The following is a 25,957-nucleotide window of genomic DNA, read 5'->3' as shown; positions in this document are numbered from 1 at the left end:
CCCATGACAATGGGAAAACGAACTCAAGCCGCAGCACTGGAAGTCCGGTTGCTGCGAGAAGGTATTATTGAATCCAGGCATATAGTCCAAGCTGTTGTCTGCGACGAACGAGGACGGGTTCTCACCGTTGCTGGAAATTCTGAAACTGCTGCATTTATCCGTTCAGCCCTCAAACCATTTCAGGCACTCGCTGTCACCACCACAGGGACACTGGAACGCTATCAACTCAGTGATCGCGACTTAGCAATTATCACAAGTTCCCACAAAGGAACAATAGATCAAGTCCGACAGGTATTTAACATCCTTTGGCGGGCCGATCTTGACCCGACTATACTCCAGTGTCCAATTCCTGAAGGTAAGCGGAGTCCTTTAGAATACAATTGCTCTGGAAAACATGCAGGAATGTTAGCTGTTTGTCAGCAACGCCATTGGCCCCTTAATAACTACTTGGAACGCAAGCACCCAATACAGCAGTTAATTTTGGGCAAAGTCGCAGAGTTGCTGCGGATGCCAGCAGCGGAATTTATTAGCGCTCATGATGACTGTGGCGTACCAACTTATCTGATGCAACTCGGTCACATGGCATCTTTATATGCACTGTTAGCCTCTAGTACCAACTTGGATATGGAGCGCATCGTTCGGGCTATGACTCATCACCCCGCTATGGTAGCAGGAGATGGAGAATTTGATACGGAACTGATGCGCTTAACTCCTGGGGAACTGGTCAGTAAAACTGGTTCCGAAGGAGTGCAGTGCATTGGTAGACTCGGTGAAGGCTTGGGCTTGGCAATCAAAGTCATGGATGGGGCAAAACGGGCAAAATACGCCGTGGCGATTCACTTACTCCAGCAAATGGGTTGGATTACTCCCAGTGCCGCCGAAAGCCTCTCAGAGAAGTTTGTCACCTTAGGGAAATACAAGCGTTTAGAAGTAATTGGAGAATTATCATTTTTGTAGTTGCCAAACTCTTGACTATAGGTTAGTATGAATAAGTCGAGAGCAACGCGGGATAGAGCAGCCTGGTAGCTCGTCGGGCTCAACGGGCAAAGTTAACTAGACGCTTATTAGTTAAGTTTGCTATGGGCGGCACGTAAAGAAACTTATGTGCGTTTATCTGTCAAACTCGGGGAAGCCAATAGCGCGGTAATCCCGAACCAAGCTCCAGAAATGGAGAAGGTGTAGAGACTGGAAGGCAGACACCCTAACGATAACGCCGAGGGTGAAGGGACAGTCCAGACCACAAACCAGTAAGTCTGGGCAACGAAAGTTGTAGTTGGTAAGCATAACCCGAAGGTCAGTGGTTCAAATCCACTTCCCGCCACCAAATTGAAATAAAACCCCGGAATTTGAAAAGATTCCGGGGTTTTGCTTTAGGTAGCGTTTAAAGATTCTTAAAGATAACAGTAAATACTTGACTGGCAAAATTAGTATTTACTAAAAAATAAATATGGGAGTAGTATTGACTATTTAATTCAGTACATACTGCTATATTTAGTATGTACTATTTAAGGTGGTATGTATGAATATGGCTCAACGAATCACAATCACACTTCCCGATAATCTTCACGAGCGTTTGCAGATGTTTAAGGAGAGCCTTAACGTTTCTGGCGTATGTCAACAAGCGATTGATTTAGCAATTCAGATTGAGGAAATTAAGTTAAGGACGCTGCGGCAGTAATTTTTGTTTCTAAAAGTTCGCGTTCTTCTTCAGATAAGGATAAAATAATCTGCGCTATACATTCAACTAGTTTTGTATTCATATTTATTTATCCTGTAAATCTTAGACTCTTGCAATAACTCAATGTTAGCTTAGTACAGCTTCGCGTAAAATCGTAGCGTTTTTAAACGCAGAGGGACACAAAGGTTAGCGCAGAGGGACACAGAGGTTTGCCAAATTTCTTAGCTACGAATTAATGAAATGCTGTACTTAGTAAATATTTACGTATAATCGTAGCTTTTTATGTTGAATTAGCTTGGACTACTGATGATAGTGAGGCTTGGGAGTTAATTTTACAAGCATCTGTAGGTAAAGAAAGTTGTGTTCGATCGCCTGTTAAATTCCCAGAAGCAGGATTTTAATCTATTCTGGAAGAAATAGCCATCTAAAAGGCGCGGAGAATCATGGTTGTGAAGTTGCAGCGACCAATTTTAGTGGGAGGATTAGGACTGTCCTTTTCTTTGTGGATGTTGGACAGTTGGCACGATTCTATAGTGCAGGTGGGTGAGTTTGGTTTGTTGAGTGCCTTAGCTGTAGGCGGTGGTTTGTGGTTATTCCAACAAAATCGCCCGAAAGACAGTTTAGAGCAGCTAAATGGTATGCTCGTGGATCGGGCGACTGTGGAAAGTGCGATTTCTATTGCTGAAACTGTAATAAACCAACTGGCACAAGAATCAGAAAACCATCCGGCGTTACAAACACTGCGAGAACAAGTTAACCAACTATTGTTGGAATTAGACAGACAAGAAATTAAAGTTGCTGTGACTGGCGGTAAGTCAGTGGGTAAAAGCACTTTAATTCAAGTGCTAAAGCAAAATGTCGAGACACGAAATTTCGTGTCTTTACAAGAGACAGCACCTTTATTTAGAGAAGTGGGTGAAAATCCAGATGCAGCTATTTTGACAGAAGTAGCAAAATCTGATTTTGTTCTGTTCCTGACAAACGGTGATTTGACAGACTCAGAATTTCAAACCTTACAGCAGCTAAAGGCAGCAAATCAGCCTACAATCCTGGTTTTCAACAAACAAGATCAGTATTTAGCCGATGAAAGTGCCAGCATCTTGCTGTCATTAAAACAGCGAATGCAGGGGAATGTAGTTGCAACTGCGGCCTCTCCTATTGCTATCAAAGTCCGAAAGCATGAGGCTGATGGTGCTTTGCAAGAGTGGATGGAACAACCAGCAGCAGATATCCAGCAGTTAACTCAGCAGTTGGATGAAGTTTTGGTACAGCAAGGACAACGCCTGGTTTGGCTAACTACCATGAGGAAAGCTGGGTTGTTGAAAGCTGAGGCGAAAAACTGGCTGAATGGAACCAGACGCGATCGCACCACCCCAATTATTGAACAATATCAATGGATAGCTGCGGCGGCTGCCTTTGCTAACCCAGTCCCAGCCCTTGATATTTTGGCGACTGCGGCAATTAATGCTCAAATGGTAATGGATTTGGGTAACATCTATCAGCAAAAGTTTTCCCTAGAACAAGCGCAAACTGTAGCTGGAACAATGGGAAGTTTGATGCTGAAATTGGGTTTAGTTGAACTTTCGACAAAGGCAATTAGTACTGTTCTGAAAAGTAATGCCGTTACCTTTGTTGCTGGTGGCGTAGTTCAGGGAGTAAGTGCAGCTTATCTGACTAGAGTCGCAGGGTTAAGTTTAGTTGAATATTTCCAACAGCAGGAAATAGCGATCAATTCTGGGACTGGTTTGAATTTGGAGAATTTGCGGCAAACTTTGCAAAAGGTATTTCAGCAAAATCAGCAGATTGGTTTTTTGCAGGGATTTGTTAAGCAAGGCGTGAAGCGTTTGTTGCCAGAAGTGCAACAAATTGAAGTAGTAGGAGTTCAGAAGGCTGTAGGATAATTTCACTTACTTACTTGGTGCTGTAGAAACCTAAAATTTACCCAAGTTCATTATGGGCTTGGGTATATCTAATAATTATTGTGAGAGTTGGAAGTTACCAAAAAATTGTGAATAAGGGTAATTAGCTAAACAGCACCACTGTTTCTATTAAATAGAATAGCTATAGTTTTGAGAATTAGCTTTAAATCGTACACCAAACTCCAATTTTTTTGATACTGCAAATCCAAACGAATTACATCTTCAAAACTACGGACTGTAGAACGCCCCTTGACTTGCCATTCGCCAGTCATACCGGGTTTCACATCTAAACGTTGCCACTCCGGTACTTCATAGCGTTCCACTTCATCGGGTGTCGGTGGTCGAGTGCCTACTAAACTCATTTCTCCTTTGAGGACGTTCCAAAATTGGGGTAATTCATCAAGACTAGTTCGCCGTAAAAATCGCCCTACCTTGGTAATTCTGGGGTCATTCTCATTCTTGAAAAAAGCACCTTGTACTTGGTTTTGAACTTGGGATTTCTTCGCTTCCGCATCCACACACATGGAGCGGAATTTCCAAATCTCAAACCGCTTCCCCATCCAACCACAACGGGTTTGACTAAAGAAAATGGGACCAGGATCGTTAATTTGAATAGCGATCGCAATGGGAATAAACAAAACTCCTGTAATTAATAAACCGACTATTGACCCGATAATGTCTAAGAACCGTTTCATCCAAGATGCCACAGAAGGGTGAGTAGCGGGTAACGGCTCTACTTTCCGGGGAGTTGTCTTCCGATTATCTACTAAGTCTTCTGGTTCTCTTAGCGACCCATCAGCCACAGATTCAAGGGGAAAAACTTGATCCAATCCCGTGAGTTTTAGGACTGCCATTACCTGAGGTGTTACATTCCGCAGTGTTAATGTAATCTCTTTCGCTTGAGCGGATTTAAAATTACTGACCAGGGCACCTAAACCACTACTATCCATAAAAGTAGTTTGGTGAAAGTCAATGATGATTTGCTTGGGATGTGAATTGGTCTGGATTAAGCCTTGGCAGGTTTGCTTAAAGCCTAAAGCCTCCAGCACGCTTAACCGCATCGGCACCTGTATTATAGCGGTGTCGTTTAGGGAATTAACTGGAAAATCGACCTCTGTCGGTTGGCTAGTCATGAAGCTCTGCACTTTCGTTGCCATGTATAATGTAATATGCCAAACATTATTTTGTCCTACAAAATTACCTAACCTAAATATCGGAATCAGTAGTAATCAGGACTAATTGCTATTTACCGGGGCTGAGATTGGAGATCGCTAGCGACGATTCACAATAGAACAAGAAGCCAAAAAACACCCTTGCTGTTGTGCCGACGCAGCGCGATCGCGTTGCTCTCATTTTATGATTGCTAAAAATACGGTTACACCTACCGCACGCCTGATTGAGGTCTTTTCTGCCATTCAAGGGGAAGGACTGAATGTAGGGACGCGTCAAATATTTATTCGTTTTGCTTTGTGTGATTTGCGTTGTCAGTTTTGTGATAGCGCCCACACTTGGAATGCACCTGATACTTGTCGGATAGAGCGATCGCCTGGATTGCGCGACTTTGAAATCCACTCTAACCCTGTCCCATTACCCATATTACTCGAATGGGTGGAACAGCAAAATCTACCTTGTCTACACGATAGCATTAGCTTAACCGGAGGCGAACCCCTTCTTCATGCCCCATTTTTAACGCAGTTTCTACCTCAAGTGCGAGCCATAACTGGCCTACCTATATACTTAGAAACTGGCGGACATCGCCCAGAACAACTAGCAATGATTCTCCCCTACTTAGACTCCGTAGGCATGGATTTCAAATTGCCCAGTGTTAGCGGCGAAAGTCATTGGCAAGAACATAGTAAATCTCTCCAGTTATGTTATGACTCATATTTAAATGTTTTTGTCAAGATAATTGTGTCTCAAAACACAGATCCCGCCGAGTTAGAACGTTCAGCTTCCTTGGTGGCAGAGGTTAGTCCAGATATCTCAGTATTTTTACAACCTGTTACGCCTTTGGCAGTATCAGAACAATTTTCACCAATTCCTGTGCTTGCGCCTTCCAGCGATCAAGTTTTGATCTGGCAAGCTTTGATGAAGGGGTTTATCAAGCATGTGCGTGTGATCCCCCAGACGCATAAAATGCTGAACCAGTTGTAAAATTTGATTTTGATAAAGATGTAGTCAAGAAAAAAGTAAGATTTGGTGAGGAGCGAGGAATGAGGAGTTTGAAGTTTGGATTTCACTCATAATTCCGGTGTTGCTGAATCGAGGTATGAATTTGGATGTAGAGACGTTGCATTGCAACGTCTCTACAAGGATTTTGAAATAACGCAAAATTATTTTTCATACCGCAATCAGCAACGCCATAATTCCTAACTCCTAACTCCTAACTCCTAACTAATTACAGTGAGTCCTCATCTGGAGTTTTAGATTTAGCTTTTGCCTTATTGGCACTGCGTTTGAGGGCAGAGAGTCTTGCTTCGTATCTTGACCGTTGGCGCTTACTAGGAGTATTGTCAATCAGGGTTTTTAAGGCGCTACCAAGACTCTTGTAGGCATTGGGGAGGCTATAACCAAAACGAGTTGCCAGTGCGATCGCTTTCTCATCAGCATTGAGCAATTCTCTTAGTTGCTTTTCCCCATTATTCTTTTGGTACAGTCGCCAGCCTGACACACCACAAAGCGACAAAGCTAACACCAGCAGCAATCCATCTTGTACCCACAATTCGCCTACAGCACCACCTAGACCGATGGCTAGTGCTGCCATTTCCCAACCATCTTTGGGAATTGTGTCATTTTGAACGCGGGCAACTTCATGCCAGAACAGCAGATTACGCTGATCCATTGCGAGGGCATCCCATTTCACCAAGTCAATTTGAATTTCTACCTGGTCTTTACCAATTTCTTCGCAGCGAACCAGGGGTGGATTGACTTCAGTTGTGCCTTCAACCGTAACCCAGCTTTGCAATTCTGGCGGTAATAAGCCTTTCAACCGCCGTAGTTCACTCATTTCCGCTTTGGCAGAGGAGGTTGCGTAGGATGTCATAATATCCAGCCCCAGAAAATTTCATGTATATAGTGAGGGTATCACTTTGGAGTATAGCTATTTAAGTGATGATCCGTCTCACTCACTAGGAAAACTTCCTCGCTTTTTTCGCGCTTCCATTGCTTTTTCTAGTAAATCTAACAATCCTGGGGCTTCTTCTTGGATACTGAGTAACAGTCTTTCCCCAAGTTCTATATTCCCCGGATCAAGACCTGTTGCCATCACTTCTTTCAGGCGAGGTATCGCTATGCTATCTACAATCTGAATTAACCCACTCAGACAACGATGAAATTGCTTTTCTGTAAGAATCGAGTCTTCTAGAGGAAACTCAATAATGGCACGGATTTCGCCATCAGATGGGTCATATTCCCATTGCAACATTTTGGTTTCCCAAGAAATGGCAAGCATCGTCTGTAGGATAACTCCCTTGTGAGGATGGTCTTGGATTCCTGCCAGAACTTGAGGGGCAAATACCCGAAAAAATTTTCCTTCTTCATCCAACTGGACAACTATTAGGAAATCTTCTAGGTTATCAGCCTCCACACCTGTTATAATTCGGTCTTCTTCATCATCAAAACGGTAGTCCCAACCAAGGTTGTCTAAATAGTTGGCAATCTGTTCGAGGTTAGCTCCCATAAAAGCCTCATAAGGAACGTGGAGCAGTTGTTACCAGACCTAGTTTAACCTGCTAGGGGTAGTTGTTTGGGTTGGTGTGGATACTTCTGATTGCATAGAAGTGTGCAAGGGGATTGGGGATTGGGTACTGGGGATTGGGTACTGGGGATTGGGCATTAGCAAAAATATCCCAGTCACTACCCGCATTTCTCACAAGCTCCCCTGCTCCCTTCGCGGGTGAAGTAATGAGTAATGAGTAATGAGTAATAAGTAAAGAATCTTACTTATTACTCATTACTCATTACTTATTTAATTAATGAGATGTGGTGAGAAATCCAGGACTAGTCCCTAGTCCCCAATCCCTGGGTGTTGGGCATTGCAAAGATCAGAAAAATAGATGATCGTTCGGCGCTGTTAATGATATTTTTTGAAAGAATATTGCTCATTCTTAAAGAAGCGATAATCACTATTTTTCAAATCTTAGGCAGTGAAGGATATAGCACTAACTCACTTAAGTTTTAATATTCTCTTCTAGGTTTAATGAGTGTATTGTTCGATCAAGTATGATGGCAGGATTTTTAATCAAACTTGAAAGCTGAAGCCAATTTAGATAATTTCTACAAGCATCTGAGGCTTTTGAGAATACAAGTAAAAACTTCAATTACCGCTTTTGAAAGCGAATGAATATAGCACATAGGCTGCTACAGTTTTATATTACAAGCAACAAAATTGTTTTCACTAAATGATTGTAGTGAGCAATACAATTCTTTGATCTAGTAATTTATGAAGTTCATGCGTAAATCAGCTTTAATTCTAGCGATCGCACCTTTAGTATTTGCGATCGCGGCTTGTGATGGAGATTCAGGAAAAACAGCAAGTACACCCAGCACTCCAGGCAGTACTCCAGCTGCACCAGAAAATCAAAATCGCTGGAATAACATTAAAAGACGTGGCCAGATAATTTGCGGTGTCAGTGGTGAAGTACCAGGGTTTAGCTTTGTGGGAACCGATGGTAAATACAGTGGCATTGATGTAGATGTTTGTCGAGCGATCGCCGCAGCTTTGTTTGATAAGCCAGATGCAGTAGAATTTCGTAATCTCAATTCCAAAGAGCGGTTTACAGCTTTGCAAACTGGCGAAGTAGACATTCTCAGCCGCAACACTACCTGGACACTTAGTCGCGCAACCACACTAGGTCTAGAATTTGCACCTGTGGTCTTTTACGACGGACAAGCCATCATGGTTCGCAAAAGTAGTAACATTAAGTCCCTGACAGATCTCAAGAATAAAGCTATCTGCGTTCAAACTGGAACTACTACCGAACAGAACTTAGCAGACCAAATGCGGAAAAGGGGCATCACTTACAAACCCGTTGTCTTTGAAGACGTTAACGTTACCTTTGCTACTTATACCGAAGGTCGTTGCGACGGGATTACAGCTGATCGTTCAGCATTAGTTTCGCGGGGTACAATTTTACCGAAACCAGAAGATAACGTGATTCTCAATGAAGTGATCTCTTCAGAACCCCTTGCGCCAGCAGTTGCTAAAGGGGATGCTAAATGGAGTGATGCTGTTAAGTGGGTGGTTTATTCTCTAGTAAAAGCCGAAGAATTGGGCATTACTTCCCAGAATATAGGTCAGTTCGCTACTAGTACCGATCCAGATATTAAGCGCTTTTTAGGAACCGAAGGCAACCTTGGCGAAGGACTCGGCTTAACTAACGACTTCGCAGCCAGAATCATTAAGCATGTTGGTAACTATGCCGAAATTTACGATCGCAACCTCGGCCCCAAGACAAAACTCAATCTAGCTCGTGGTCAAAATCAACTCTGGAACAAAGGTGGACTGCTTTATTCTCCGCCGTTTCGGTAGAAGAGATGAGGGGGATGAGGGGGATGAGGGAGATGAGGGGGATGAGGGAGATGAGGGAGATGAAGAGAATAATCAATGACTAATGACTAATGACTAATTTAAAACCGTCTATATGGCGTGATGTCCGATTTTGGAGGATTACTTTACAACTCATTGCTGTATTTTTAGCAGTAGTTGTAGTAGTAATACTGTGGGATAATCTCAAGCGCAATTTGCGGCAATTGGGTATTCCGTTTGGATTTGATTTTCTTAAGCAACAAGCATCTTTTGATATTGGCGAGACGCTGATTAACTACAAACCCACTGATACCTACAGTCGTGCTTTGTGGGTGGGGTTAATTAACTCCTTGCGGGTGGCGATCGCAGGAATTTTTCTGACAACCATTGTTGGGATAAGTGCTGGGATTGCCAGACTTTCTGACAACTGGCTGGTGCGGAATATCACGATGGTTTATGTAGAGGTTTTCCGCAATACGCCTTTACTGCTGCAATTGCTGTTTTGGTACTTTGCTGTGTTTCTCAGTTTTCCCAAAACAGAAAATAAGATATCCCTTTGGGGTTTTATTGGCGTTAGTCAAAATGGCTTAGAATTTCCTTGGTTTACCCTATCACCAGAGTTTTCAACGTTGCTGTTGGGATTAACTTTCTACACAGGTGCGTTTATTGCGGAAATTGTGCGAGGTGGGATTCAATCAGTACCGAAGGGACAATGGGAAGCAGCGCGATCGCTAGGATTAAAACCAGGGTTAGTAATGCGGTTGGTAATTTTTCCCCAAGCTTTGCGGGTAATCATTCCACCGTTAACGAGTCAATATCTGAATTTGACCAAAAATACCAGTTTAGCGATCGCGATCGGCTACCCCGATATTTATTTTGTCGCCTCCACCACTTTTAACCAAACAGGGAAAGCCGTAGAAGTGATATTACTGATTATTCTCACCTATCTCACCCTGAGTTTGACTATCTCTGTAGTGATGAATTTATTCAATCGCAGCGTGCAAATTAAAGAGAGATAATACAATTTTAGATTTTAGATTTTGTTAGCGTAGCGTCTCGTAGAGAAAAATTTAGTGGTAATTGCTTTTTGCTTTTAATCTGTCGCAATCTTTTTTTTAATTGGTCTAGCAGAGGTATGGAGGGAGAATAAATAATTAAGATGACAAGTAATCCAAAATCCAAAATCCAAAATCTAAAATTGTTGTGGTTGCGTAAAAACCTGTTCAGTACTTGGTACAACAGCTTGTTAACTGTTGTCTGTCTGTTGTTGATATTTTGGGTAGTGCGAGGAATTATAACTTGGGCAACTACTCAAGCACAATGGGCGATAATTCAGGTTAATTTACGTTTATTTTTAGTTGGTAGATTTCCGCAAACGCTATATTGGCGAACTTGGATTGTGCTAGCGATCGCTTCGACTTTAGGCGCTATAACTGGCGGTGTATTCTTTAGTAAACAACAGTCAACAAAGCGGGGAATTGCTTTGTTTGCTTTTATCATCGGCGTTTTGTTAGTTGTTTTACCACTGGATTTTACATCCCGCCTTTGGTTATTGTTAATTGCAGTTTTAGTATTTGCAGGTTCTTGGGTTGGAGGAAAGTTTACTAAGTTACTAAGTCCTTGGCTTTCCCTATTATGGTTATTGTCTTTCCCGATAATTTTATGGCTAATTGGTGGTGGGTTTGGATTGCAGCCTGTACCTACAAATTTGTGGAACGGTTTACTACTTACCCTACTAATGGCAGCAGTTAGTATTGTACTTTCCTTTCCCATCGGGATTTTACTCGCTTTAGGGCGCACAAGCAATTTGCCTGTAGTCCGTTGGTTTTCTATCCTGTATATTGAAATTATTAGGGGAGTGCCACTGATTGGAATTTTGTTCTTAGCTCAGGTAATGCTTCCCTTGTTTTTATCAGCAGATGTGCGTTTAGATCGGGTATTACGAGCAATAGCTGGACTAGTACTATTTAGTGCCGCATATATGGCAGAAAACGTGCGTGGTGGACTCCAATCAATTCCTCGTGGGCAAATTGAAGCTGCGAAAGCACTAGGTTTCAATACACCCTTAGTAGTGATATTAATTGTCCTACCTCAAGCCTTACGTAGTGTTATACCTGCGATCGTTGGTCAATTTATTGGCTTATTTAAAGACACTTCACTCTTATCTTTAGTGGGATTAGTGGAACTTACAGGTATTGCCCGTTCAATATTGGCACAACCACAGTTTCTCGGCCGCTATGCAGAAGTTTATCTATTTATTGGATTTATTTATTGGTTATTTTGTTACTCCATGTCGTTAGCTTCTCGGCGACTAGAAAAACAGTTAAGTCAGTAGTTAAGAGATTTTAAAAAATAAATTATCCCAGAAAAAATTAAGAGCCAGAATTTAGAATGGTTCTAGTATTCTGACTCCTTTTAATCTTTAAATTTTGCCTTGTTTGGTCAATGAGAAATCGTTGCTTGCATTTCTTCAGACAGTTCTTGTCCAAGATGCTTAGTCAAGAGTCGAACAATCAATTTAATAGTTGCTTCCTGTTCTCCTTCTTGTCGTCCTTCTTCTTTAATTTCTCGATAAACTCTCGTTTGCTGTAAAGTTATCCCTAACATGATTTCCACCTAAGATCGGCTTAATTGTTCAAATTTGTACACCATTATGGTCGTTATCAATTCTATTATGGCGCGACTTGATACTTGGGGCACTTCTTGATATGTTGTAGTTTTGTCGAGTGGTGATATTCTTCACCAGCAAAATTTTAGATAGGCGATCGCACTGTAAAATCTGATTAATTAGAGTTATTATTGATTAGGCATAAGTATGGCAATAAATTATTATTACTACTATCTAAGATCAGCAATTATTTGATATTCATTTCATCAGCTTGTAGCGAGACATCGCTAATTTACTAAAAAATTCGGAGGTGCAAATCTGTGACAACAAAACAAGCGTCAATAATTATTGCGGAAGATGTTCACAAGTGGTATGGAAAATTCCATGCTCTTCAGGGTGTCAGCTTGACAGTCAATCGTGGAGAAGTAGTAGTGCTAATGGGGCCATCTGGTTCCGGTAAATCTACCTTTATCCGCACATTTAATGCTTTAGAAGAATACCAACAGGGAAGAATTGAAATCGACGGGATTACCCTTGGTCATGACTTGCGAAATATTGAAACTATTCGCAAAGAGGTGGGAATGGTATTTCAGCAATTTAATCTATTTCCTCATTTGACAGTGCTGCAAAATATCTCTTTAGCACCAATTTGGGTACGGCGATCGCCAAAGACAAAAGCCGAAGAATTGGCAATGCAACTACTAGAAAGAGTAGGAATTTTAGAACAGGCGCAAAAATATCCAGGACAGTTGTCTGGTGGACAACAGCAACGAGTTGCGATCGCACGTGCTTTAGCTATGCAACCCAAAATTATGCTGTTTGACGAACCCACCTCAGCCTTAGATCCAGAAATGGTACGAGAAGTTTTGGATGTAATGCGAGGTCTAGCCCGTGATGGGATGACAATGGTAGTCGTCACTCACGAAGTTGGATTCGCCCGTGAAGTCGCCGACCGAGTTATTCTCATGGATAGCGGTTCCCTCGTCGAGTCAGCCACCCCTGACGCATTTTTCAACAACCCCAAAGAAGAAAGAACACGCAAGTTTTTGTCACAAATTCTCTAAAACCTCTGCGCTACTTTGCGTTCAACTTTGCGCCCCTCTGCGTTTCACTTCTAACCCTTTTGTCCCACAACTTCACGCGCCGTCTTCATTGCAAAAGCTTCAGAGGGCTGGTGTAGTTTATTGCACTCTGGAGGAGAAAACGCCATTAGTAGAAACGGCTATAGTCTGGCGGGAAGAAAATATCACACCTGTACTAAGGGAATTTTTACGTACAGTCATCAAAGCCAGCAGCGGGATTTGAACTCGCGACCTTCCGATTACAAGTCGGAAATATAGGAAGACGCAAGCCCTGCACAGATTGGATCTTGAGGAGCAGCAAAAATCACTGAACTAATTTTGTACTAATCTGCTATTGACGACGAAAGATTAAGAAGAATGAATCCCGGAGGCATTGTTGAAAAATTATTCATGTGCCTAGAAATACTTATAACCAGGATTTTCCCGGCTGATTTTTCAGTGAACTTGCTCAGGCACATGGTGCGATCGCGTGCCTAGCATTGCTTGATCGGCTCATAATCTAAATTGGAAAATAATCATGCAAATTAAACTGTCCACTATTCAGAAGGGGTTTCAAATCGTTGCGACCCTATTTGCAGACCTTGAAGAACTTTTTCAGGGGGAAACACAAGCTCCACCTTCCGCCACTACCGCTACTCCCCCTGTGGAGACACCAGTAAGTACCACTCCACCTGCAGCTTAATAGTAGTAATTATTACAGGATTAGTAAAGATTCACGGATCTGAATTCCTGAAAATAGCTTCAGGAAAATTTTCCTGGAGCTATTTTGTTTCTACTCCCACAATTCGGAATATCGTCGGATTTGCAAGGTATCTTTAAGTTCGTAGGCCAAGCGATCGCCCTTAACTTAACCCTTGTGACTCTTATGTGACTGGTCATCAAAATTAGCAAGTTTACAAACCGATAAAATCGCTGAAAGTATTATCATTAGGTGTTTTAAAGAATTTTGTTTGAGTGCTTGTTATGTGATTCAATAAACTTCTGTAACTTTGCTATAGTTCAGCTTTCGCTAAAACTAGACTGTCTACAATTATTAGGAATTCCATCTGTTCTTGGTTTAATTTCAACATTTGAAGAAGGCAGCTATGCTGAGGGCAGAGGGCAGAAGGTTCAATTTAGAAGGGGATTCAAACCCCTCCTAAATTGAGGCCACAAAACAAGAAAATTTGGTGGGGGTCTTAAACCCTTGTTCCCTTCTCTTCGAGACGCTGCGCGAACGGTCACGAGCTTCTTGACACGAGTCAGAATTCCATAAAAGCCAACTGAGCCTCCTGCCCTCTGCCTTTCCCGATAAACTTTCAGAATGAGTCATTTTTCTTGTCCTTGCGGAATATAGAGAACAGACATCTGCCCGCTCGCAAAACTATTACCCAAAACCAAAACTTAAATCTTAATCGCCAAGCTAAGGAAGGAACATTGTGGTTATCTAATCCGCCTAATTGCTTCCACACTCTCATGTAATGAACACTGTTTGGGCGATCGCTCCGTCCGTAGTTGTTGTGATGGCAGTTTTCACAAAGGGGGAAGGCATCATAGCCAATGACTTCCCGCCCAGAGACAGTCGCCTTGGGGCTATGAAATAGAAGCATTCCCAATATTCGCCTTACAGGACTGCGCTTGTATTTAACGTGATGGAGAACTACTGCCCTTCCATGCATGGGATTGCATGTACAAAATGGCATCAAACGTAATCCCCTTCTACAGGTGAGCCGCCAGTTTTCGGCATACTCAAACGTGGTTTTACAAGGCATTTTTATCAGCTTTTTTCTGCCTAGCGACCCCAACATTGATACTGAGCGCTAGGCGTTCCGCCTCTTTGCGTGACAAAGGTTCTGCACTCAAGCAATGCATTTCTTGAGCGGTTGTCGTTTCCTCAACCGGGCTGAAGAACTCTTTTAAACGTTCAAACATTACTAATCTCCCTCGCCTAGCATTGCCGCCAACTCGCCATTGTCGTAGTTATCAACCAGCCAACGAAACAACGTTTTCCCGTGAACTGAGTACGATCGCGTGGGATGCTGCTTGTTCTCCCCGCACTTCAAAATGCTCCTGATAATTTCCCGCTGCGACACGCCGTCCTGTACTAGATTGCGAATTTCACTGAATAAAGTCTCTGCTGTTGTATCGGGATAAAATTCACTGACTTTGCGAATTGTCCAAGCAAAATCAGTATCAATTTCTTCACTGTTAAATAGCCGCTCATACTCCTTATATTCAGATCGCAAATCGGGGACAATACCAAGAATGAATTCCCCTGTATCAGCATTCGATGACAGCACCATCGGGCGCTGCTCTTGCACAGACAAAGCTCTAGCTTGAGGAAAAACATCTCGCATCCGTTCCCGTTCTTTGGCATCAGCGATGACGTGCTGGTTGCCAATCGCCTGACTAATAATTTCATAATTGCCTTGGTTCTTGTTGACGTTTCTGAATGCTTGATACATCAGAATTACGCCTGCCCGCCCCCCCTTCGAGGACAAGAATTTCAAGTCTTCAATGTTGCTCGATTGCGTTCCGACATAACCAGCAACATTTAACTCTCGACCGTTAAAAACAATCTCCGCCATCGCCGCATTAAAAGCATCGCCCAAAGAGATTTTCTGAAATGCTCCAGACTCTTCAGGATAGCGGACAATTTTTTTACTCAACGATGAACTTAGCAACTTCTGCTGAGACATGAAATCATCCAGGATCAGAATTACTGGAGTTCTTTCGCAATACTCCTCTCTCTCTGATTTGGGCATTCCGGCCCGAATGCGAAGCTCGGTAATGACTTTAAGTAAAATCTCATAACAGACGTTGGAATCTGCATTTAACCGCCCGACTTCGGCCCCAGAAAAGCCGTCGTTTTTCATCGCGATCGCATACAGTTGAACGCGATCGCCAAATCGTTTTTTCTTCCGTCCAAGGACAATTCCCAGCGATACCGATTTACCCGCCCCCGGTGTTCCCAAAAAAATTAGACTTTGACTTGTATCAATCAGTCCGTCGATTGCTCTTTCACCAGCCGCAACTAGCGTTCTCAATGCTGTACTGTCTACCACTATGGGAGAATTCTCATCACCCGAATCGGACGAAGACGAAAAAGAATCAACGGGAGTAGCCGCCGAAGTTATTGTTGGAGTGGACTCGACAGCCTGAGCCTCAATTTGGACAGTGGGTAAATCTACCAAAATCTGCTCTGCTAGTTCAGGATTGTTTTCCAGCAGTAGCATGGCATACCCGTCAAGTAACTGCTGTTCAAAATCTTTGAATCGGATGTCTGATGCCAAAATCAGCTTCTTTTCTTCCTCCTCGGCGACAATTTCCTGTCGTTTTTCCTCTAAGAAAGCGTCGGTTTCTTCCTGTTTTGCTTTCGCACTCAGCCCTTCAACTTCTAGCCCAGAGACAACATAGCCCCCAGCCAAAAGCACCATTGCTATTAATCCAAGTGTCAACCGCATTTTGCCATTCCCTGGCAGCACAACTACATCTTGTGCTGTCCTGGGAGGTGCGACATCTACAGAAATCGCAACTCTGGTACAGGGGTTTGTTGCTGTGTCACAATATTCAACTCTGGAGTTGAAATACCCTGACAAGCTACCGATCGCTGCGATCGCTCCACAAATAAAAAGTCCCGTACTAGCGGGAGCATAAAGCAAGTGCCGCATAAATTATTACTTCACAAATACCAACAGCATCATCATCGCTATCAAGACACCCAATCCAATAAAGCCAACTTGCCATGTCGGGAGAATCAAACTCCCTAACGTAATTGGGTTGTTCAAGATCATGAACAACACATCCCAAAATGCGGCGATGGAGAGTGCCATCGCCAACCCGCTCAACCGCCGCAACATCAACGTTTCTTGGGACGCATCTTCGGGCGGGATTAACAGCAGCCAGCCGGCGATCGATAGTTTCAAGGCAATGTAGATAATCCAGCCACCCACCAGCAGGCGGGAGAAGTGGGCAGCGCTTACACCCAATGCAAACCAAAATCCATAAGCGCTGCCAAAATGCACAAGCTTCATCATTTTGAGACGCTTTGATATCTTCGCCATTGACTATCTACCTGACAAGAATTCAAAAACCGAGTTGGCAGCCGTTCCATTTTTCATCCCGCTTTCGGGTACAGCTGCCGACTTGGTTGGGGCGAATGCTTTCGGGCTAGTTGTGCCGTACTGCATCAGCCGTTTCAGCCTGGCCCTGGTGTCCAACACCGCAACCATTTCCACAGGTTTTTCATTGGGTTCGGTTTCAGCTTTGGCTGTCTCTTTCTGCTTATCAGCTTTGAGCTTTTTAGCAGCCCGTTTCAAAGCCTCTTGTAGTTTGTGTTCTTGCAGTTCAATGTGGCTGCTAACTTCATTCTCAATTTGCTCAACAGCCGTCCTGCTATCGGCGGCAAGTTTCTTTTGATTTCCTAAATGCCCCTTGTGGGCAACGAAGATATCCAAAACAGACTGATCTACTTTCTCAATGCCTGCAACGCCTTGTTTGACGCAGCGATTCACGAATTCGTGATATTTAACTATCCCACCGATATAGCTTGTCAGATTTTGCTCAATTGCAGGCAAATTATCCAGAAGGAAATTTAGCTGATCTAGCTGGTCAGCCATCTGACCTATTTCATTCGGTGTCATACCTGGCAGCGTCGTCAAAAAGTCCCCAATCCCAAAATAGCTATTCAGCAATCCCTGCATTTCGGGCGCTGAATCGAAGGATTTTATCAGTCCAGTCACTGACGGGGCGATGGGAGTATTAGCCCTGTCAGTAGGGCTTTTCGAGGTGTCAGGGCTGTCCGCCACTGACGAATTTTGACCATTTTTAACCTTGACCAAGGCACTTGCAAAGGCTGAAGCGAATGTTTTTTTATCTGCCACTTTCACCTCCTTAATAAAACGCCTTTGATTAAACCTTCTGATTCTGCCTTCTGGCGCTCTATGTTTGAGACACAGGCAGCATTATCTGATTCCTTGTTTTGAATTTCCTGCTTCAGTCGAGAGTTTTCCGTCCAGAGAAAGACGATCGCCACTGCGATCGCCACCAGAATAAACAGGTCGAACAGGCTGAATTGTTGCTTCTGTTCCATTACCCCCAGCCAAAAAACTACTAATTACATAGGCAGAAAGTCCCCCCCCAATAATCCCCAAAACAACCAAGATCCAAAGCGCAAGGTCAGCAATCCTGTTAATTTTTCGCATATAAAATAACGTCACGATGCGTTCGACTTGGCGGCTGGCTGTAGCACTTTCACTGGTTTCTCGTGCCACTCTGTCAACTGTTTCGCTTGCTCCCCCAAAGCGGCCATTGTCCCCTGTTCAAAGGACTTGAACATCAATGGAGCGATTTTGCCCATATCTCCACTACCGATACGGGTCAGGACTCGCTGCATAATCCGAGCGCCGCGCAGATCAACGATGCTGTCAGCAACCGCTGCATCAAAGGCTTCAAATTGGTCGTCCATCTGAAATCCGGCTTCTTGCCCTGTCTCTTCAGAGCGAGTTTCGGCAGGTTTGGTAGTACCTTTAGCAGCCTGTTGTGCATTCTTATATCCCATGTATCCTCTCCATTGTTTGGTGAATTAATCGAACAGCTGTTTCATACTGGTATTTTTTGACCAGTTTTCTAAACTCAAAAAGTACCTCGATAGAGCTTCTACTAAAGCTTTCATCTTGAGGGATGAAGTCAAATCCAAGTGGTCTAACTTTCATTGGCACAAGGCATAATAAGTCCCTCCTTAGCGTGCTGTCTGCTCCTCCGTAAAACTCTCGAACTACATCTTTTCTTGAAAGTTCAATAGTTGTATTGGGAAGTACATCATCAAGCCTTTTAAAAGCCCACTCTGTTTTGTAAATGTCAGACCACGATCTGCTCATGGTTGTGTTCATGAATCGCTCACGATCTGCTCACGCCTTTAACAATAAAAAAAGCGCTCATTGAGCGCTATAGGTTTGTGGGAAATCCCACAGTTATTTTTGCTGAATCTGATTTGCTAGGACTGCGATCGCCCAGTCAGGGCAATCTCGATAGAACCATGCTCTCACTGTGCTTAATGCAGGCGGCTGACCACCAGAAGGACTATAGAAATTCTCAATTATTTTTACAACCAGGCGTGATGCAGCCATCACAAAATCGCGCTCTCTTGGATAAAATCTTCCTGCCAAGCCCGCTTGATTCATTAAATCCTGTGCTATCTTTTCTAACTTCTGCTGGTTACTAGAACTAGCTGATGGAAGAAATGGTGAACTCTGAATGCTCTTGATTTGTGTCATGATAATTTTGCCTCCAAGCGCTATTGGGGGAACTGCCGAAAGGTGGGAGCGATCGCATATCTTGATGGAACTGCGATCGCTTTAACTTTTGTAAGCATTGTACAATAAAGTTCCCTTAGTGATAGTCACTAGATAGCTCTATGATCAACTAAATTTTGAATTGACCTACCAAGTAGCTACCACTAAGGCGAAAATTATGGAACAACCAGCCGTATATGAAGTGGATATCATGCCAGAAACGAGTGCGCCCAATATGGTCAAAATAACTTTTGCTGTACCAGAGGAACTTCTTCAGCAAATACTTGATTTAGCTGCCTCTGAGGGATGGAAACCAGCAGAGCTACACAGAGTTGTTTGGGTATTGGGTTTTAACGCGTATGCAGAGGGTAGTAACAAGCGACTGGTCAACCGGAGCTTGCGTAGTAAAGTCAGTAAGTCTGGTGAATGAGCAGTCAAAACCCTCCTGAAAAATTTTTCAGGAGGGTTTTGTAGTTAATCCTGGTTATCAATTTTTAGAAACGCGAGACAATTCCGTTGCCGCGTCTTTCAAGCGTTTAACGAAGTTCGATGGAAGAAGTCATCCAACTTCGGTCTTCCTTCTTCCCTCGAACTTCGTTGAAGAAAGCGGAGTAAGAGTCTATTTCCAGGTGTCAAGAGCAAATCAGGGAAGCACTTGGCCAGAGTCTCAGAGTTTTGTTGGTAAAGAAGCAGAAAATCTTCGAGCAGGGCTTTCTAAAGTGTTGGGTGCTAATCGATTTTCATAAAAACGCAAAATACAACACAGCATAAATCATCCTGAAGAATTTTTCAGGATGATTTACTAGAAATGATCGCCTAATCCATTGGATCTTCGCGTCCAATGCCAAGCGATCGCAACTTCGTTTTCACTCCCTCCACCTCAGCCCCGCAGTAGTAGTATTTTTTCTGACGGAGATCCGCCAAGTAATAGCCAGATATCCCACCGTTGATGCGGAATAATTCAATAGCTACTTGTTGCTTGGATATTCCGTACAGCAATTTAAAATCATTCATGTCAACAGCAAATGGCAACTTCGAGTAGAATAACTCGCCAAGTTTTAAAAACCACTTCCCATCCCGACGTTCAAGAACTCGATAGTAATCGGGATGATAAACATTCGTGTCTGTACTCATACGCTATAATCTTAATCAAGAAACCCCCAAGTGAGGACTTGGGGGAGAGAATCAGCTATTACGCTGACTCATCTTGTTCCGGCTCTTTTAGCTCAGGGGGGAGTTCATCTTCGTCAATCAACTCTCCCTCCTCACCTTTTAGGTCAGTTTTGTAATAACCAACCTTTTCGTCTTGTACTGAAGCAGGTTCGTAAACCTCTAGGTCTTCAGGATTGGGCTTTTTTGAGCCACCATTGGATTTAGTCAATCATTTCACCTCCTGGCAAGGGGTAGTGTTTTTGTCCCTTGTGAATCTATATTAACCTGGTTAACCGGGAATGTCAACGATTGACATAGATTATTTTTTGGGATTATTATGAGATTATCCTCTGGTTTTCCAGGAATAGCAGCATGACCAATCCCACGCCAGTACAATCAGAAGGTTTCAAAAAGCAGCAATTTAAGGTCTACGATGAGGAATTAACAGAGCCGTTATCGAAGAAGGTAACAGGCTTGAAGTTGCCGCAAAGCATTCATGATGCACTGCACGCACTTCCACAAGAAGAGAGGGTGAAATACCTACGGCGAGTGATTTGTGAGGCAGTGAAGCAAGATTTGATTGATGAGCATTGATGTGATCGCCCCTCCTGAAAAATTTTCCAACTATGGCTCTTGTAAAATAGCTCTTGCCTTCAAATTGTGGTTTGGTATGACAAGCTCTCCCCTAATCCTCTGTTCTAAAAGTAAAAGCCAGTCAATATGCTCCATCTGGTTTTGCCATGAAAGCTTGGGATTTTTCGGAATGTGAATAAGCGAGAGCGGTGCTAACGCCACACCTGCGACTGCGCGACGGGGTGCGAGTTGTCGTTGTGCAAAACTTTGGGTAAATCCTTCCAAGTCGCAATCCCAAATACCAATAGGAGTGCTACTGCCATTGCGAAAAACGCGCCAGACTGCAAAACGGTGCGTAAGTGCAGAATTGTATGGATGAGAGTGCGATCGCAGTCTGAAAGGGGTGCCGTTGAATTCCCCAGCCATTTCTGCTTGTAAATCGGGCAAGTAATCCAGTGTGAGCAGATAATCGCACTCGCCGTATATTGAGGTGATGCGGTAGGTGCTAAGTCCCCCTGGGGTCTTTCTTTCAATTCGCAAAACGGCGCAATGTTTCCCGTACCAGCGCTTGATAATTTTTGGGGAACTACGACGTTTTTTCTTGCCTTTGAATAATCGAGCGATCCATCGTTGTAATTTTTCAATCCATCCCACATTACTCTCGCCCCTTGGTCAAAAAGTGTCCAAAAGCTAGAGCAAGAGCATCTGTGGGAAGTCCCAAAATCCCAGCTATCAAAACAACACAGGGATAGAAGATTTGGGCGTTTAGTTCACGGGAGGCGATGTCAAATTTCTTCAACCCAGAATTGTCAAATTTTAAGGAAATATCCACAGATTGACTTCCCAATAGGGCGGTCAGGAAAAGCGCGAAGAGGTAAGAGTAACCCTTGCCAAGGCGAGAATCGTTTTTTGGTGGAGTGATAGCCATTGATGAAGGCAAGGTAGTGTACTAGCTCAAAATTCCCGCTAACCGAAAAAGAAACACCGCATTGGGTAAACGCGGTGTTGGATTTCGTGCAGAATCGTTCTTGCGATCGCACTAGGTCAGTGAATATCTTGTAATTGTTGGTGAACCCTGTCCCATAAAGCTTAGAGACACTTTGCAGATGGCACTCGATTCGAGTGACTTGTCTAAGTTCATCACAACCGCAGCGCCTTTTAAACCATCGCCAACTGCGTAACCTGCGGGCGGTGGATCTTGCTGCCAAACATAAACCTCACGCCCTGAAACGGCGTTGCTTGCAGCGTAGAAAACGCGCCGGAAAGCTTCATCGCTGGAAAGTAAATTCGCCGTCCAAGGAAGTTCCCAAGATTGCCCTGTAATCGCCCCATCTTTGTAGCCAAGTAGGTCTTCAAAAACCAACACGTCAGCCCGATCGCTATTAAGTTTCGCACTCAACTGAGTACCGCCAAGTAGCCGCAATTTCGCTGTGTAAGTCGCAGTCGAACTGCCTGTTAACGCAGCCGCAGCAGCTTCAATCGTGAGGGTGGTGTCGTCTGTTTTGGCATCTGCTGCTAAGTAAACGGTAACTGTTGCTGTGCCGTTGGTGAAATCTAGAGGTGTGCCACCAGCAATAGGGCCTGTTAAGGCAGTTACGGTAATGCTAGCTGCACCACTAGTAATACCACTGCCTGCGGTAATTGTTACGTCAATTGGTTCGGTGCGATCGCCCAGTGGCAATAAAGCTACACACAGCTTTACCTTATTACCCGCACCGACTTGGAAAGTCTTGCTCATCTGAATCTCCGATTAAATCGGAGTCAGAGTTCCCTCGTAACGACTGTCCAATCTTTCAAGAAAATTTTACATTGTTCCACGGTTAGCAATTTATCGTTGGAGGGCATTGTGCTAACCCTCTCTATTAAATAATAGCCAGGTAAGTCGCCACTCAATAACCCGATTACTTCCACCAGACTTTGATTTGTATCCCATTGCTTTAGGTGGATTTCCCATGTACTTATTGAGGTGCGATCGCCCCCAATATTTGATTGCATATCAGGATATGGCTGCTTAATTACCACTTCTAATCCTGAAGTTTTTGTACCGTTTTCTGGGTAATTCCAGCCTTGATCCGGGTCGGGGAGGCAGGCGATCGATGGAGCAATACCACTGTTATTAGGAAATGTATAAGTGCCTAGTTTATTGGCTAATATTGCCAAGATGTCGTTTCGTAAAACAAGAGCATCAATCATGATAGTTTTAAATAAAATCTACTCACAATATGCCCATAATTAGAGTTTTGATAACATGAAAGAAGTATCTGAAGTTATTCTATGGCGTAAAGATTGGAATAACTTTATTCGCCCTGGATGCTGTTTTGATAATGCAATTTTTGTTGCAAAGATGCATCCTTGTGTCGAGTATGTTGAAGGATATGCTTGGAATGATGAACAATGGAGGCATCATGCCTGGAATCGTCACAATGGGGAAGAATTTGATGTAACGTATCAACTTCACGTCACCCATTTATTGAATAGCGATCGCCAGATTGAAATAGCTGGGACTGTTGATAATTTGATAATCCAGGGATATGTGCTTGATACGCTATTCCTAATTCCGTTAGTCGAACAGCGCTATCGAGTCAAGAGTGGCTTGCCTGGAGTAAGAAGATGAAAAATTTTTCAGGAGGTGCGCTCCTGATAATCAAAGCGCATCTGCTCCCACAAATCCTCAAATATCTTTTCACAGATATTTGTTGAGTTGCTGCTGCATAATCTCTGTTGCGTTACACTCTTCTAATCCAACATGAGTCCAGGGTCTTGCAGGTAATTCCGTGCCGTTTTTGGTGGTTGCGCCATCATGAACGATCGCAGCATAATCAGCCTCCCATGTGTACTCTGCGGCGTTAGCGGTACGGCTGATCACCAGAGAATCGTAGAGTTCACCAGTATCATAAATATCACGCGGACTGCCCACCAAGTCTTTATTTTGGCGGAATGTTTCACGCGGCCATTCCCAGATGTCGGATAAGAGTGCATTTTGAAACGCCTCTCCTTGTACTTCTACCACCACATCAAAAGCGCGGTTGATAACGGAGTCTAGCTTGTTTAGATCGATACTAATTTTTCCCATATTGTTTGCCAACAGTAAAGCTAGAGTCTTTGTTGTCCGTGAGGACAATACCGTGCATTATGGCAACGAAAGGTATTTCTCCTAATTCATAGGGAATATTGGTAACTGTAAAGCGATCGCCTAAACTCAATTGTCTAAGCCATTTACCAAAACCAATTGTGTCAGCACTCCCGTCGTAATTTTTCATCAATTCCTCCTAAACACTCCCCGAATTGGCGTAATCGCATCAATCCCCATCGCCACTATATAAGGGGATTGAACTACTGGTAAAAGCTTAAATCTCCCCGTTTCTTGTTTACCAATAGCCACAGTTATTTCAATGTCAGCTTCCATCAAAAATTCAATCCCTTGGGGATAAGCTTGCGGCTCGACTAAATACCCTTCAAGCAGCACCGCATGGCCATCAGCGCCAGCGAATTGCTGAATTTCGTCGGCATAGCGCGAGATTGTGCTGTAATCTGTTGGAGGTTTGAGGAGAGCTTTAATTATCAGAGCTTGGTAGTTAGGGGAGCGGTTGCCGACTGCGTTAATTGTGTAGGTGCGATCGGCAATCTGGAAGGTAAGAATGGTGTTGTCAAATCCTGAGAAGGGAGATGTCATGATTGAGGAGGAAGTTGGTTTAGAATCGTTTCCCTCAAAGCTGACTGATGCGGAAGCTGACTTAAAATTGCATTCCTCAGCACTTCATTGTTAAGCACAGCTTTACCAAGCACCAAATAAAATTCACTGGATATTGCCTGTGATGCTGCTATCCAAGCTTGCTGAATTTTTTCAGGTAGATTCTCCCACTCAGACATAGGCAGTCCTTGGTAATTTTTGAAATCTGTTGTTTGCCCGTAAGCGTGGTATGCAATTTTAGCTAGTTCTAGTGAGTTAGGCATAATTATCTATTTTGCCAGTTGATTATGAAGTTTCAAAGATTCAAAATCGCGTAATTCTTGATATGTTGGGTATCTCCACAAGGGGAAACAGTCAAGATCGCAACGGATTGACTTACTTATGGGCGATACATCCAACAGCCAATATTCTTGCTCAAATTTAGCAAATATCCGATTTTCAAGGCTATCAAGGATTACGATGCTTGATGGTTGAGGTAATTCTGACTGTGTTGCATTCCAAATCGTGGGCATGATTTAGCCTGCCGAGTAAGAGGACATTATTTTGACTGATCCGGCTGATGAGTTCCAAGAGTTCCAACAGAAGCTCTACGTTCTCTTCGTGATTTAAGGCGTTCGATACATTTGTCTAAATAGTTCAGAGCATCAATATTTTCTTGGGATTTATAACCTGAATTTTGAAAATATTCCAATTGACTAAAGCAAGCCTCTAAGACTTCAATCAAAAAGGCTCCGTTTCTTCCAGCAATATTTATCGGGCCTCTTTGCCATGAAATTGTGAAGCCTGTACCTGTAGAAACTCCGCCATCATGAGTTCCATCATCATTTGTCCAATTCTGGTTGATAATTATAAGTTGATCCGAATCTTGCGTCATACAATTAACCTCTTTCAACTACACAATCTTCTTCAAAGGTTCTCAAAAATTCCCAAGCTTGCTTGTTCCAATGTGCATCGGCGAGTGCATTGTGTTCGCCCTTACCTTGTTTTGGTAGCTCTGGATCACCTAGTTGCTTGCACCACTGCTTGATATCATTGGTGTACATTGGCAAGCCCTTGGGAAGGTCTATCATCGCTCCAAATAATTGACAGAAGACTACCCAATCGTAGCTTCCATAATATGTCCAAAATTCGGGCTTCTGAATACCTTCTTTGAGGGCGTAGTGAGGCGATTTCCCTCCTTTATATTCACATCCTACAAAAGACGCGATCGCATTTTTTATATCACTTCTTGATTGCCACAAACCTTGCCCCTTAGCAGGTCTATCAATAGGACAAAAAGGAAGATGAGGTAACACATTTGCCTTAACCCAATCATTGGCTTTGGTAAAATCGCAGTTCCAGTTGATTGCATAAAATTCACGCCCATCTTCAGCCACAATACCAATAGAAATAAGTTCTATTGTGGAGCCATCCTCAATGAATTCTGAGTCTATGAAGTATTTAATGGTAACACCT

36 protein-coding genes and 1 pseudogene are annotated in these 25,957 nt (G+C 43.3%); 11 read left to right on the top strand and 26 right to left on the bottom strand.

Features of this window, described 5'->3' with window-relative positions:
- Window positions 1-3: 3 nt before the first annotated feature.
- The 3 genes from V7K67_RS27255 to V7K67_RS27245 all read left to right on the top strand — a co-directional run bounded on the left by V7K67_RS27255 (window position 4) and on the right by V7K67_RS27245 (window position 3,579).
- On the top strand, window positions 4-957 hold the full coding sequence (locus V7K67_RS27255; protein WP_334707460.1) for an asparaginase: 954 nt from the start codon (window positions 4-6) through the stop codon (window positions 955-957).
- A gap of 568 nt (window positions 958-1,525) precedes the next feature.
- Window positions 1,526-1,678, top strand: coding sequence for a hypothetical protein (locus tag V7K67_RS27250; RefSeq protein WP_335169242.1), 153 nt, complete (start codon window positions 1,526-1,528; stop codon window positions 1,676-1,678).
- A 443-nt stretch (window positions 1,679-2,121) separates the two neighbouring features.
- Window positions 2,122-3,579, top strand: coding sequence for a YcjF family protein (locus V7K67_RS27245; protein WP_334730662.1), 1,458 nt, complete (start codon window positions 2,122-2,124; stop codon window positions 3,577-3,579).
- 125 nt (window positions 3,580-3,704) lie between these two features.
- On the opposite strand, the gene V7K67_RS27240 is transcribed toward V7K67_RS27245, so the two are convergent.
- Complete coding sequence (locus V7K67_RS27240; RefSeq protein ID WP_334730663.1) at window positions 3,705-4,754, bottom strand: anti-sigma factor antagonist; 1,050 nt, start codon at window positions 4,752-4,754, stop codon at window positions 3,705-3,707.
- Window positions 4,755-4,953: 199 nt separating this feature from the next.
- Between V7K67_RS27240 and V7K67_RS27235 the strand changes: the two genes are divergently transcribed.
- The gene (locus V7K67_RS27235; protein WP_334707457.1) at window positions 4,954-5,751 is read left to right on the top strand and encodes a 7-carboxy-7-deazaguanine synthase QueE; all 798 of its coding nucleotides are present in this window, start codon (window positions 4,954-4,956) and stop codon (window positions 5,749-5,751) included.
- 244 nt (window positions 5,752-5,995) lie between these two features.
- Here the strand turns inward: V7K67_RS27235 and V7K67_RS27230 are convergent, their stop codons facing one another.
- On the bottom strand, window positions 5,996-6,640 hold the full coding sequence (locus V7K67_RS27230) for a DUF3318 domain-containing protein (RefSeq protein WP_179066624.1): 645 nt from the start codon (window positions 6,638-6,640) through the stop codon (window positions 5,996-5,998).
- 78 nt (window positions 6,641-6,718) lie between these two features.
- Window positions 6,719-7,276, bottom strand: a complete 558-nt coding sequence (locus tag V7K67_RS27225; protein WP_179066625.1) for a hypothetical protein — start codon at window positions 7,274-7,276, stop codon at window positions 6,719-6,721.
- 771 nt (window positions 7,277-8,047) lie between these two features.
- Here V7K67_RS27225 and V7K67_RS27220 point away from each other — a divergent pair.
- From V7K67_RS27220 to V7K67_RS27210, 3 genes are all read left to right on the top strand, one after another.
- Window positions 8,048-9,127: a transporter substrate-binding domain-containing protein gene (locus V7K67_RS27220; RefSeq protein WP_334730687.1), complete on the top strand. Its 1,080-nt coding sequence runs from the start codon at window positions 8,048-8,050 to the stop codon at window positions 9,125-9,127.
- 89 nt (window positions 9,128-9,216) lie between these two features.
- Complete coding sequence (locus tag V7K67_RS27215) at window positions 9,217-10,143, top strand: amino acid ABC transporter permease (protein ID WP_334730664.1); 927 nt, start codon at window positions 9,217-9,219, stop codon at window positions 10,141-10,143.
- 140 nt (window positions 10,144-10,283) lie between these two features.
- The gene (locus tag V7K67_RS27210; protein WP_334730665.1) at window positions 10,284-11,459 is read left to right on the top strand and encodes an amino acid ABC transporter permease; all 1,176 of its coding nucleotides are present in this window, start codon (window positions 10,284-10,286) and stop codon (window positions 11,457-11,459) included.
- Between the two features lie 113 nt (window positions 11,460-11,572).
- Here the strand turns inward: V7K67_RS27210 and V7K67_RS27205 are convergent.
- Window positions 11,573-11,842: pseudogene (locus V7K67_RS27205) on the bottom strand (DUF2887 domain-containing protein); the annotation flags it as partial.
- 210 nt (window positions 11,843-12,052) lie between these two features.
- Here V7K67_RS27205 and V7K67_RS27200 point away from each other — a divergent pair.
- The gene (locus V7K67_RS27200; RefSeq protein WP_334730667.1) at window positions 12,053-12,796 is read left to right on the top strand and encodes an amino acid ABC transporter ATP-binding protein; all 744 of its coding nucleotides are present in this window, start codon (window positions 12,053-12,055) and stop codon (window positions 12,794-12,796) included.
- Window positions 12,797-14,112: 1,316 nt separating this feature from the next.
- Here the strand turns inward: V7K67_RS27200 and V7K67_RS27195 are convergent.
- The 9 genes from V7K67_RS27195 to V7K67_RS27155 all read right to left on the bottom strand — a co-directional run bounded on the left by V7K67_RS27195 (window position 14,113) and on the right by V7K67_RS27155 (window position 19,068).
- A complete protein-coding gene (locus V7K67_RS27195) occupies window positions 14,113-14,496 on the bottom strand; it encodes a hypothetical protein (RefSeq protein ID WP_335169238.1) in 384 nt (127 codons plus the stop codon).
- Between the two features lie 58 nt (window positions 14,497-14,554).
- A complete protein-coding gene (locus V7K67_RS27190; protein ID WP_335169236.1) occupies window positions 14,555-14,725 on the bottom strand; it encodes a hypothetical protein in 171 nt (56 codons plus the stop codon).
- 2 nt (window positions 14,726-14,727) lie between these two features.
- On the bottom strand, window positions 14,728-16,464 hold the full coding sequence (locus tag V7K67_RS27185) for a hypothetical protein (RefSeq protein WP_335169234.1): 1,737 nt from the start codon (window positions 16,462-16,464) through the stop codon (window positions 14,728-14,730).
- A 6-nt stretch (window positions 16,465-16,470) separates the two neighbouring features.
- Complete coding sequence (locus V7K67_RS27180) at window positions 16,471-16,857, bottom strand: hypothetical protein (RefSeq protein WP_335169232.1); 387 nt, start codon at window positions 16,855-16,857, stop codon at window positions 16,471-16,473.
- A gap of 3 nt (window positions 16,858-16,860) precedes the next feature.
- Complete coding sequence (locus V7K67_RS27175) at window positions 16,861-17,676, bottom strand: hypothetical protein (RefSeq protein WP_335169230.1); 816 nt, start codon at window positions 17,674-17,676, stop codon at window positions 16,861-16,863.
- Between the two features lie 2 nt (window positions 17,677-17,678).
- Complete coding sequence (locus tag V7K67_RS27170; protein ID WP_335169229.1) at window positions 17,679-17,885, bottom strand: hypothetical protein; 207 nt, start codon at window positions 17,883-17,885, stop codon at window positions 17,679-17,681.
- A gap of 123 nt (window positions 17,886-18,008) precedes the next feature.
- On the bottom strand, window positions 18,009-18,353 hold the full coding sequence (locus tag V7K67_RS27165) for a hypothetical protein (RefSeq protein WP_335169227.1): 345 nt from the start codon (window positions 18,351-18,353) through the stop codon (window positions 18,009-18,011).
- A complete protein-coding gene (locus V7K67_RS27160; protein ID WP_335169225.1) occupies window positions 18,343-18,684 on the bottom strand; it encodes a hypothetical protein in 342 nt (113 codons plus the stop codon). Before V7K67_RS27160 ends, V7K67_RS27165 begins: the two co-directional genes overlap by 11 nt.
- An 81-nt stretch (window positions 18,685-18,765) precedes the next feature.
- Complete coding sequence (locus V7K67_RS27155; protein ID WP_335169223.1) at window positions 18,766-19,068, bottom strand: hypothetical protein; 303 nt, start codon at window positions 19,066-19,068, stop codon at window positions 18,766-18,768.
- Window positions 19,069-19,228: 160 nt separating this feature from the next.
- Here V7K67_RS27155 and V7K67_RS27150 point away from each other — a divergent pair, with 160 nt between their 5' ends.
- On the top strand, window positions 19,229-19,516 hold the full coding sequence (locus V7K67_RS27150; protein ID WP_335169222.1) for a hypothetical protein: 288 nt from the start codon (window positions 19,229-19,231) through the stop codon (window positions 19,514-19,516).
- 386 nt (window positions 19,517-19,902) lie between these two features.
- Here V7K67_RS27150 and V7K67_RS27145 read toward each other — a convergent pair whose 3' ends face one another.
- Window positions 19,903-20,220, bottom strand: a complete 318-nt coding sequence (locus tag V7K67_RS27145) for a hypothetical protein (RefSeq protein WP_335169220.1) — start codon at window positions 20,218-20,220, stop codon at window positions 19,903-19,905.
- Window positions 20,221-20,278: 58 nt separating this feature from the next.
- Complete coding sequence (locus V7K67_RS27140; RefSeq protein WP_335169218.1) at window positions 20,279-20,467, bottom strand: hypothetical protein; 189 nt, start codon at window positions 20,465-20,467, stop codon at window positions 20,279-20,281.
- Window positions 20,468-20,610: 143 nt separating this feature from the next.
- Here V7K67_RS27140 and V7K67_RS27135 point away from each other — a divergent pair, with 143 nt between their 5' ends.
- The gene (locus V7K67_RS27135; protein WP_335169216.1) at window positions 20,611-20,832 is read left to right on the top strand and encodes a hypothetical protein; all 222 of its coding nucleotides are present in this window, start codon (window positions 20,611-20,613) and stop codon (window positions 20,830-20,832) included.
- Between the two features lie 30 nt (window positions 20,833-20,862).
- Here V7K67_RS27135 and V7K67_RS27130 read toward each other — a convergent pair whose 3' ends face one another.
- The 4 genes from V7K67_RS27130 to V7K67_RS27115 form a co-directional block, all read right to left on the bottom strand.
- Complete coding sequence (locus V7K67_RS27130; RefSeq protein ID WP_335169214.1) at window positions 20,863-21,465, bottom strand: hypothetical protein; 603 nt, start codon at window positions 21,463-21,465, stop codon at window positions 20,863-20,865.
- 1 nt (window position 21,466) lies between these two features.
- Window positions 21,467-21,739 carry a hypothetical protein gene (locus V7K67_RS27125; protein WP_335169212.1) on the bottom strand — a complete coding sequence of 91 codons (273 nt, stop codon included), beginning with the start codon at window positions 21,737-21,739 and terminating at the stop codon, window positions 21,467-21,469.
- Between the two features lie 111 nt (window positions 21,740-21,850).
- Complete coding sequence (locus tag V7K67_RS27120; protein WP_335169210.1) at window positions 21,851-22,549, bottom strand: hypothetical protein; 699 nt, start codon at window positions 22,547-22,549, stop codon at window positions 21,851-21,853.
- Window positions 22,550-22,572: 23 nt separating this feature from the next.
- On the bottom strand, window positions 22,573-23,004 hold the full coding sequence (locus tag V7K67_RS27115) for a hypothetical protein (protein ID WP_335169208.1): 432 nt from the start codon (window positions 23,002-23,004) through the stop codon (window positions 22,573-22,575).
- 55 nt (window positions 23,005-23,059) lie between these two features.
- Here V7K67_RS27115 and V7K67_RS27110 point away from each other — a divergent pair, with 55 nt between their 5' ends.
- Complete coding sequence (locus V7K67_RS27110; protein WP_335169206.1) at window positions 23,060-23,425, top strand: hypothetical protein; 366 nt, start codon at window positions 23,060-23,062, stop codon at window positions 23,423-23,425.
- A 69-nt stretch (window positions 23,426-23,494) separates the two neighbouring features.
- Here V7K67_RS27110 and V7K67_RS27105 read toward each other — a convergent pair whose 3' ends face one another.
- The 7 genes from V7K67_RS27105 to V7K67_RS27075 are packed head-to-tail and all read right to left on the bottom strand — an operon-like array spanning window position 23,495 to window position 25,893.
- Complete coding sequence (locus V7K67_RS27105) at window positions 23,495-23,884, bottom strand: hypothetical protein (protein WP_335169204.1); 390 nt, start codon at window positions 23,882-23,884, stop codon at window positions 23,495-23,497.
- Window positions 23,871-24,071 (bottom strand): hypothetical protein, encoded by a 201-nt coding sequence (locus V7K67_RS27100; protein WP_335169202.1) that lies wholly within the window; start codon window positions 24,069-24,071, stop codon window positions 23,871-23,873. Before V7K67_RS27100 ends, V7K67_RS27105 begins: the two co-directional genes overlap by 14 nt.
- Window positions 24,071-24,484, bottom strand: coding sequence for a hypothetical protein (locus V7K67_RS27095; RefSeq protein ID WP_335169200.1), 414 nt, complete (start codon window positions 24,482-24,484; stop codon window positions 24,071-24,073). Before V7K67_RS27095 ends, V7K67_RS27100 begins: the two co-directional genes overlap by 1 nt.
- Window positions 24,481-24,765 (bottom strand): hypothetical protein, encoded by a 285-nt coding sequence (locus V7K67_RS27090; RefSeq protein ID WP_335169198.1) that lies wholly within the window; start codon window positions 24,763-24,765, stop codon window positions 24,481-24,483. The genes V7K67_RS27095 and V7K67_RS27090 overlap by 4 nt, the downstream gene beginning before the upstream one ends.
- A 6-nt stretch (window positions 24,766-24,771) precedes the next feature.
- The gene (locus V7K67_RS27085) at window positions 24,772-25,014 is read right to left on the bottom strand and encodes a hypothetical protein (RefSeq protein WP_335169196.1); all 243 of its coding nucleotides are present in this window, start codon (window positions 25,012-25,014) and stop codon (window positions 24,772-24,774) included.
- Window positions 25,015-25,040: 26 nt separating this feature from the next.
- Window positions 25,041-25,376: a hypothetical protein gene (locus tag V7K67_RS27080; RefSeq protein ID WP_335169194.1), complete on the bottom strand. Its 336-nt coding sequence runs from the start codon at window positions 25,374-25,376 to the stop codon at window positions 25,041-25,043.
- Between the two features lie 4 nt (window positions 25,377-25,380).
- Window positions 25,381-25,893 carry a 3'-5' exoribonuclease gene (locus V7K67_RS27075; RefSeq protein WP_442943941.1) on the bottom strand — a complete coding sequence of 171 codons (513 nt, stop codon included), beginning with the start codon at window positions 25,891-25,893 and terminating at the stop codon, window positions 25,381-25,383.
- Window positions 25,894-25,957: the final 64 nt, after the last annotated feature.

Origin of the sequence: Nostoc sp. (assembly GCF_036917155.1) — a bacterium.
GTDB lineage: Bacteria > Cyanobacteriota > Cyanobacteriia > Cyanobacteriales > Nostocaceae > Nostoc.
Note: the sequence above shows the minus strand (reverse complement) of the source record. Positions and strands in the feature narration are given on the sequence as shown.

Coding starts and splice junctions, on each gene's coding strand:
- V7K67_RS27255 (WP_334707460.1), top strand. CDS start 4: ATGACAATGGGAAAACGAACTCAAGCCGCAGCACTGGAAGTCCGGTTG.
- V7K67_RS27250 (WP_335169242.1), top strand. CDS start 1,526: ATGGCTCAACGAATCACAATCACACTTCCCGATAATCTTCACGAGCGT.
- V7K67_RS27245 (WP_334730662.1), top strand. CDS start 2,122: ATGGTTGTGAAGTTGCAGCGACCAATTTTAGTGGGAGGATTAGGACTG.
- V7K67_RS27240 (WP_334730663.1), bottom strand. CDS start 4,754: ATGGCAACGAAAGTGCAGAGCTTCATGACTAGCCAACCGACAGAGGTC.
- V7K67_RS27235 (WP_334707457.1), top strand. CDS start 4,954: ATGATTGCTAAAAATACGGTTACACCTACCGCACGCCTGATTGAGGTC.
- V7K67_RS27230 (WP_179066624.1), bottom strand. CDS start 6,640: ATGACATCCTACGCAACCTCCTCTGCCAAAGCGGAAATGAGTGAACTA.
- V7K67_RS27225 (WP_179066625.1), bottom strand. CDS start 7,276: ATGGGAGCTAACCTCGAACAGATTGCCAACTATTTAGACAACCTTGGT.
- V7K67_RS27220 (WP_334730687.1), top strand. CDS start 8,048: ATGCGTAAATCAGCTTTAATTCTAGCGATCGCACCTTTAGTATTTGCG.
- V7K67_RS27215 (WP_334730664.1), top strand. CDS start 9,217: ATGACTAATTTAAAACCGTCTATATGGCGTGATGTCCGATTTTGGAGG.
- V7K67_RS27210 (WP_334730665.1), top strand. CDS start 10,284: ATGACAAGTAATCCAAAATCCAAAATCCAAAATCTAAAATTGTTGTGG.
- V7K67_RS27195 (WP_335169238.1), bottom strand. CDS start 14,496: ATGCCATTTTGTACATGCAATCCCATGCATGGAAGGGCAGTAGTTCTC.
- V7K67_RS27190 (WP_335169236.1), bottom strand. CDS start 14,725: ATGTTTGAACGTTTAAAAGAGTTCTTCAGCCCGGTTGAGGAAACGACA.
- V7K67_RS27185 (WP_335169234.1), bottom strand. CDS start 16,464: ATGCGGCACTTGCTTTATGCTCCCGCTAGTACGGGACTTTTTATTTGT.
- V7K67_RS27180 (WP_335169232.1), bottom strand. CDS start 16,857: ATGGCGAAGATATCAAAGCGTCTCAAAATGATGAAGCTTGTGCATTTT.
- V7K67_RS27170 (WP_335169229.1), bottom strand. CDS start 17,885: ATGGAACAGAAGCAACAATTCAGCCTGTTCGACCTGTTTATTCTGGTG.
- V7K67_RS27165 (WP_335169227.1), bottom strand. CDS start 18,353: ATGGGATATAAGAATGCACAACAGGCTGCTAAAGGTACTACCAAACCT.
- V7K67_RS27160 (WP_335169225.1), bottom strand. CDS start 18,684: ATGAACACAACCATGAGCAGATCGTGGTCTGACATTTACAAAACAGAG.
- V7K67_RS27155 (WP_335169223.1), bottom strand. CDS start 19,068: ATGACACAAATCAAGAGCATTCAGAGTTCACCATTTCTTCCATCAGCT.
- V7K67_RS27145 (WP_335169220.1), bottom strand. CDS start 20,220: ATGAGTACAGACACGAATGTTTATCATCCCGATTACTATCGAGTTCTT.
- V7K67_RS27135 (WP_335169216.1), top strand. CDS start 20,611: ATGACCAATCCCACGCCAGTACAATCAGAAGGTTTCAAAAAGCAGCAA.
- V7K67_RS27125 (WP_335169212.1), bottom strand. CDS start 21,739: ATGGCTATCACTCCACCAAAAAACGATTCTCGCCTTGGCAAGGGTTAC.
- V7K67_RS27120 (WP_335169210.1), bottom strand. CDS start 22,549: ATGAGCAAGACTTTCCAAGTCGGTGCGGGTAATAAGGTAAAGCTGTGT.
- V7K67_RS27115 (WP_335169208.1), bottom strand. CDS start 23,004: ATGATTGATGCTCTTGTTTTACGAAACGACATCTTGGCAATATTAGCC.
- V7K67_RS27110 (WP_335169206.1), top strand. CDS start 23,060: ATGAAAGAAGTATCTGAAGTTATTCTATGGCGTAAAGATTGGAATAAC.
- V7K67_RS27105 (WP_335169204.1), bottom strand. CDS start 23,884: ATGGGAAAAATTAGTATCGATCTAAACAAGCTAGACTCCGTTATCAAC.
- V7K67_RS27100 (WP_335169202.1), bottom strand. CDS start 24,071: ATGAAAAATTACGACGGGAGTGCTGACACAATTGGTTTTGGTAAATGG.
- V7K67_RS27095 (WP_335169200.1), bottom strand. CDS start 24,484: ATGACATCTCCCTTCTCAGGATTTGACAACACCATTCTTACCTTCCAG.
- V7K67_RS27090 (WP_335169198.1), bottom strand. CDS start 24,765: ATGCCTAACTCACTAGAACTAGCTAAAATTGCATACCACGCTTACGGG.
- V7K67_RS27085 (WP_335169196.1), bottom strand. CDS start 25,014: ATGCCCACGATTTGGAATGCAACACAGTCAGAATTACCTCAACCATCA.
- V7K67_RS27080 (WP_335169194.1), bottom strand. CDS start 25,376: ATGACGCAAGATTCGGATCAACTTATAATTATCAACCAGAATTGGACA.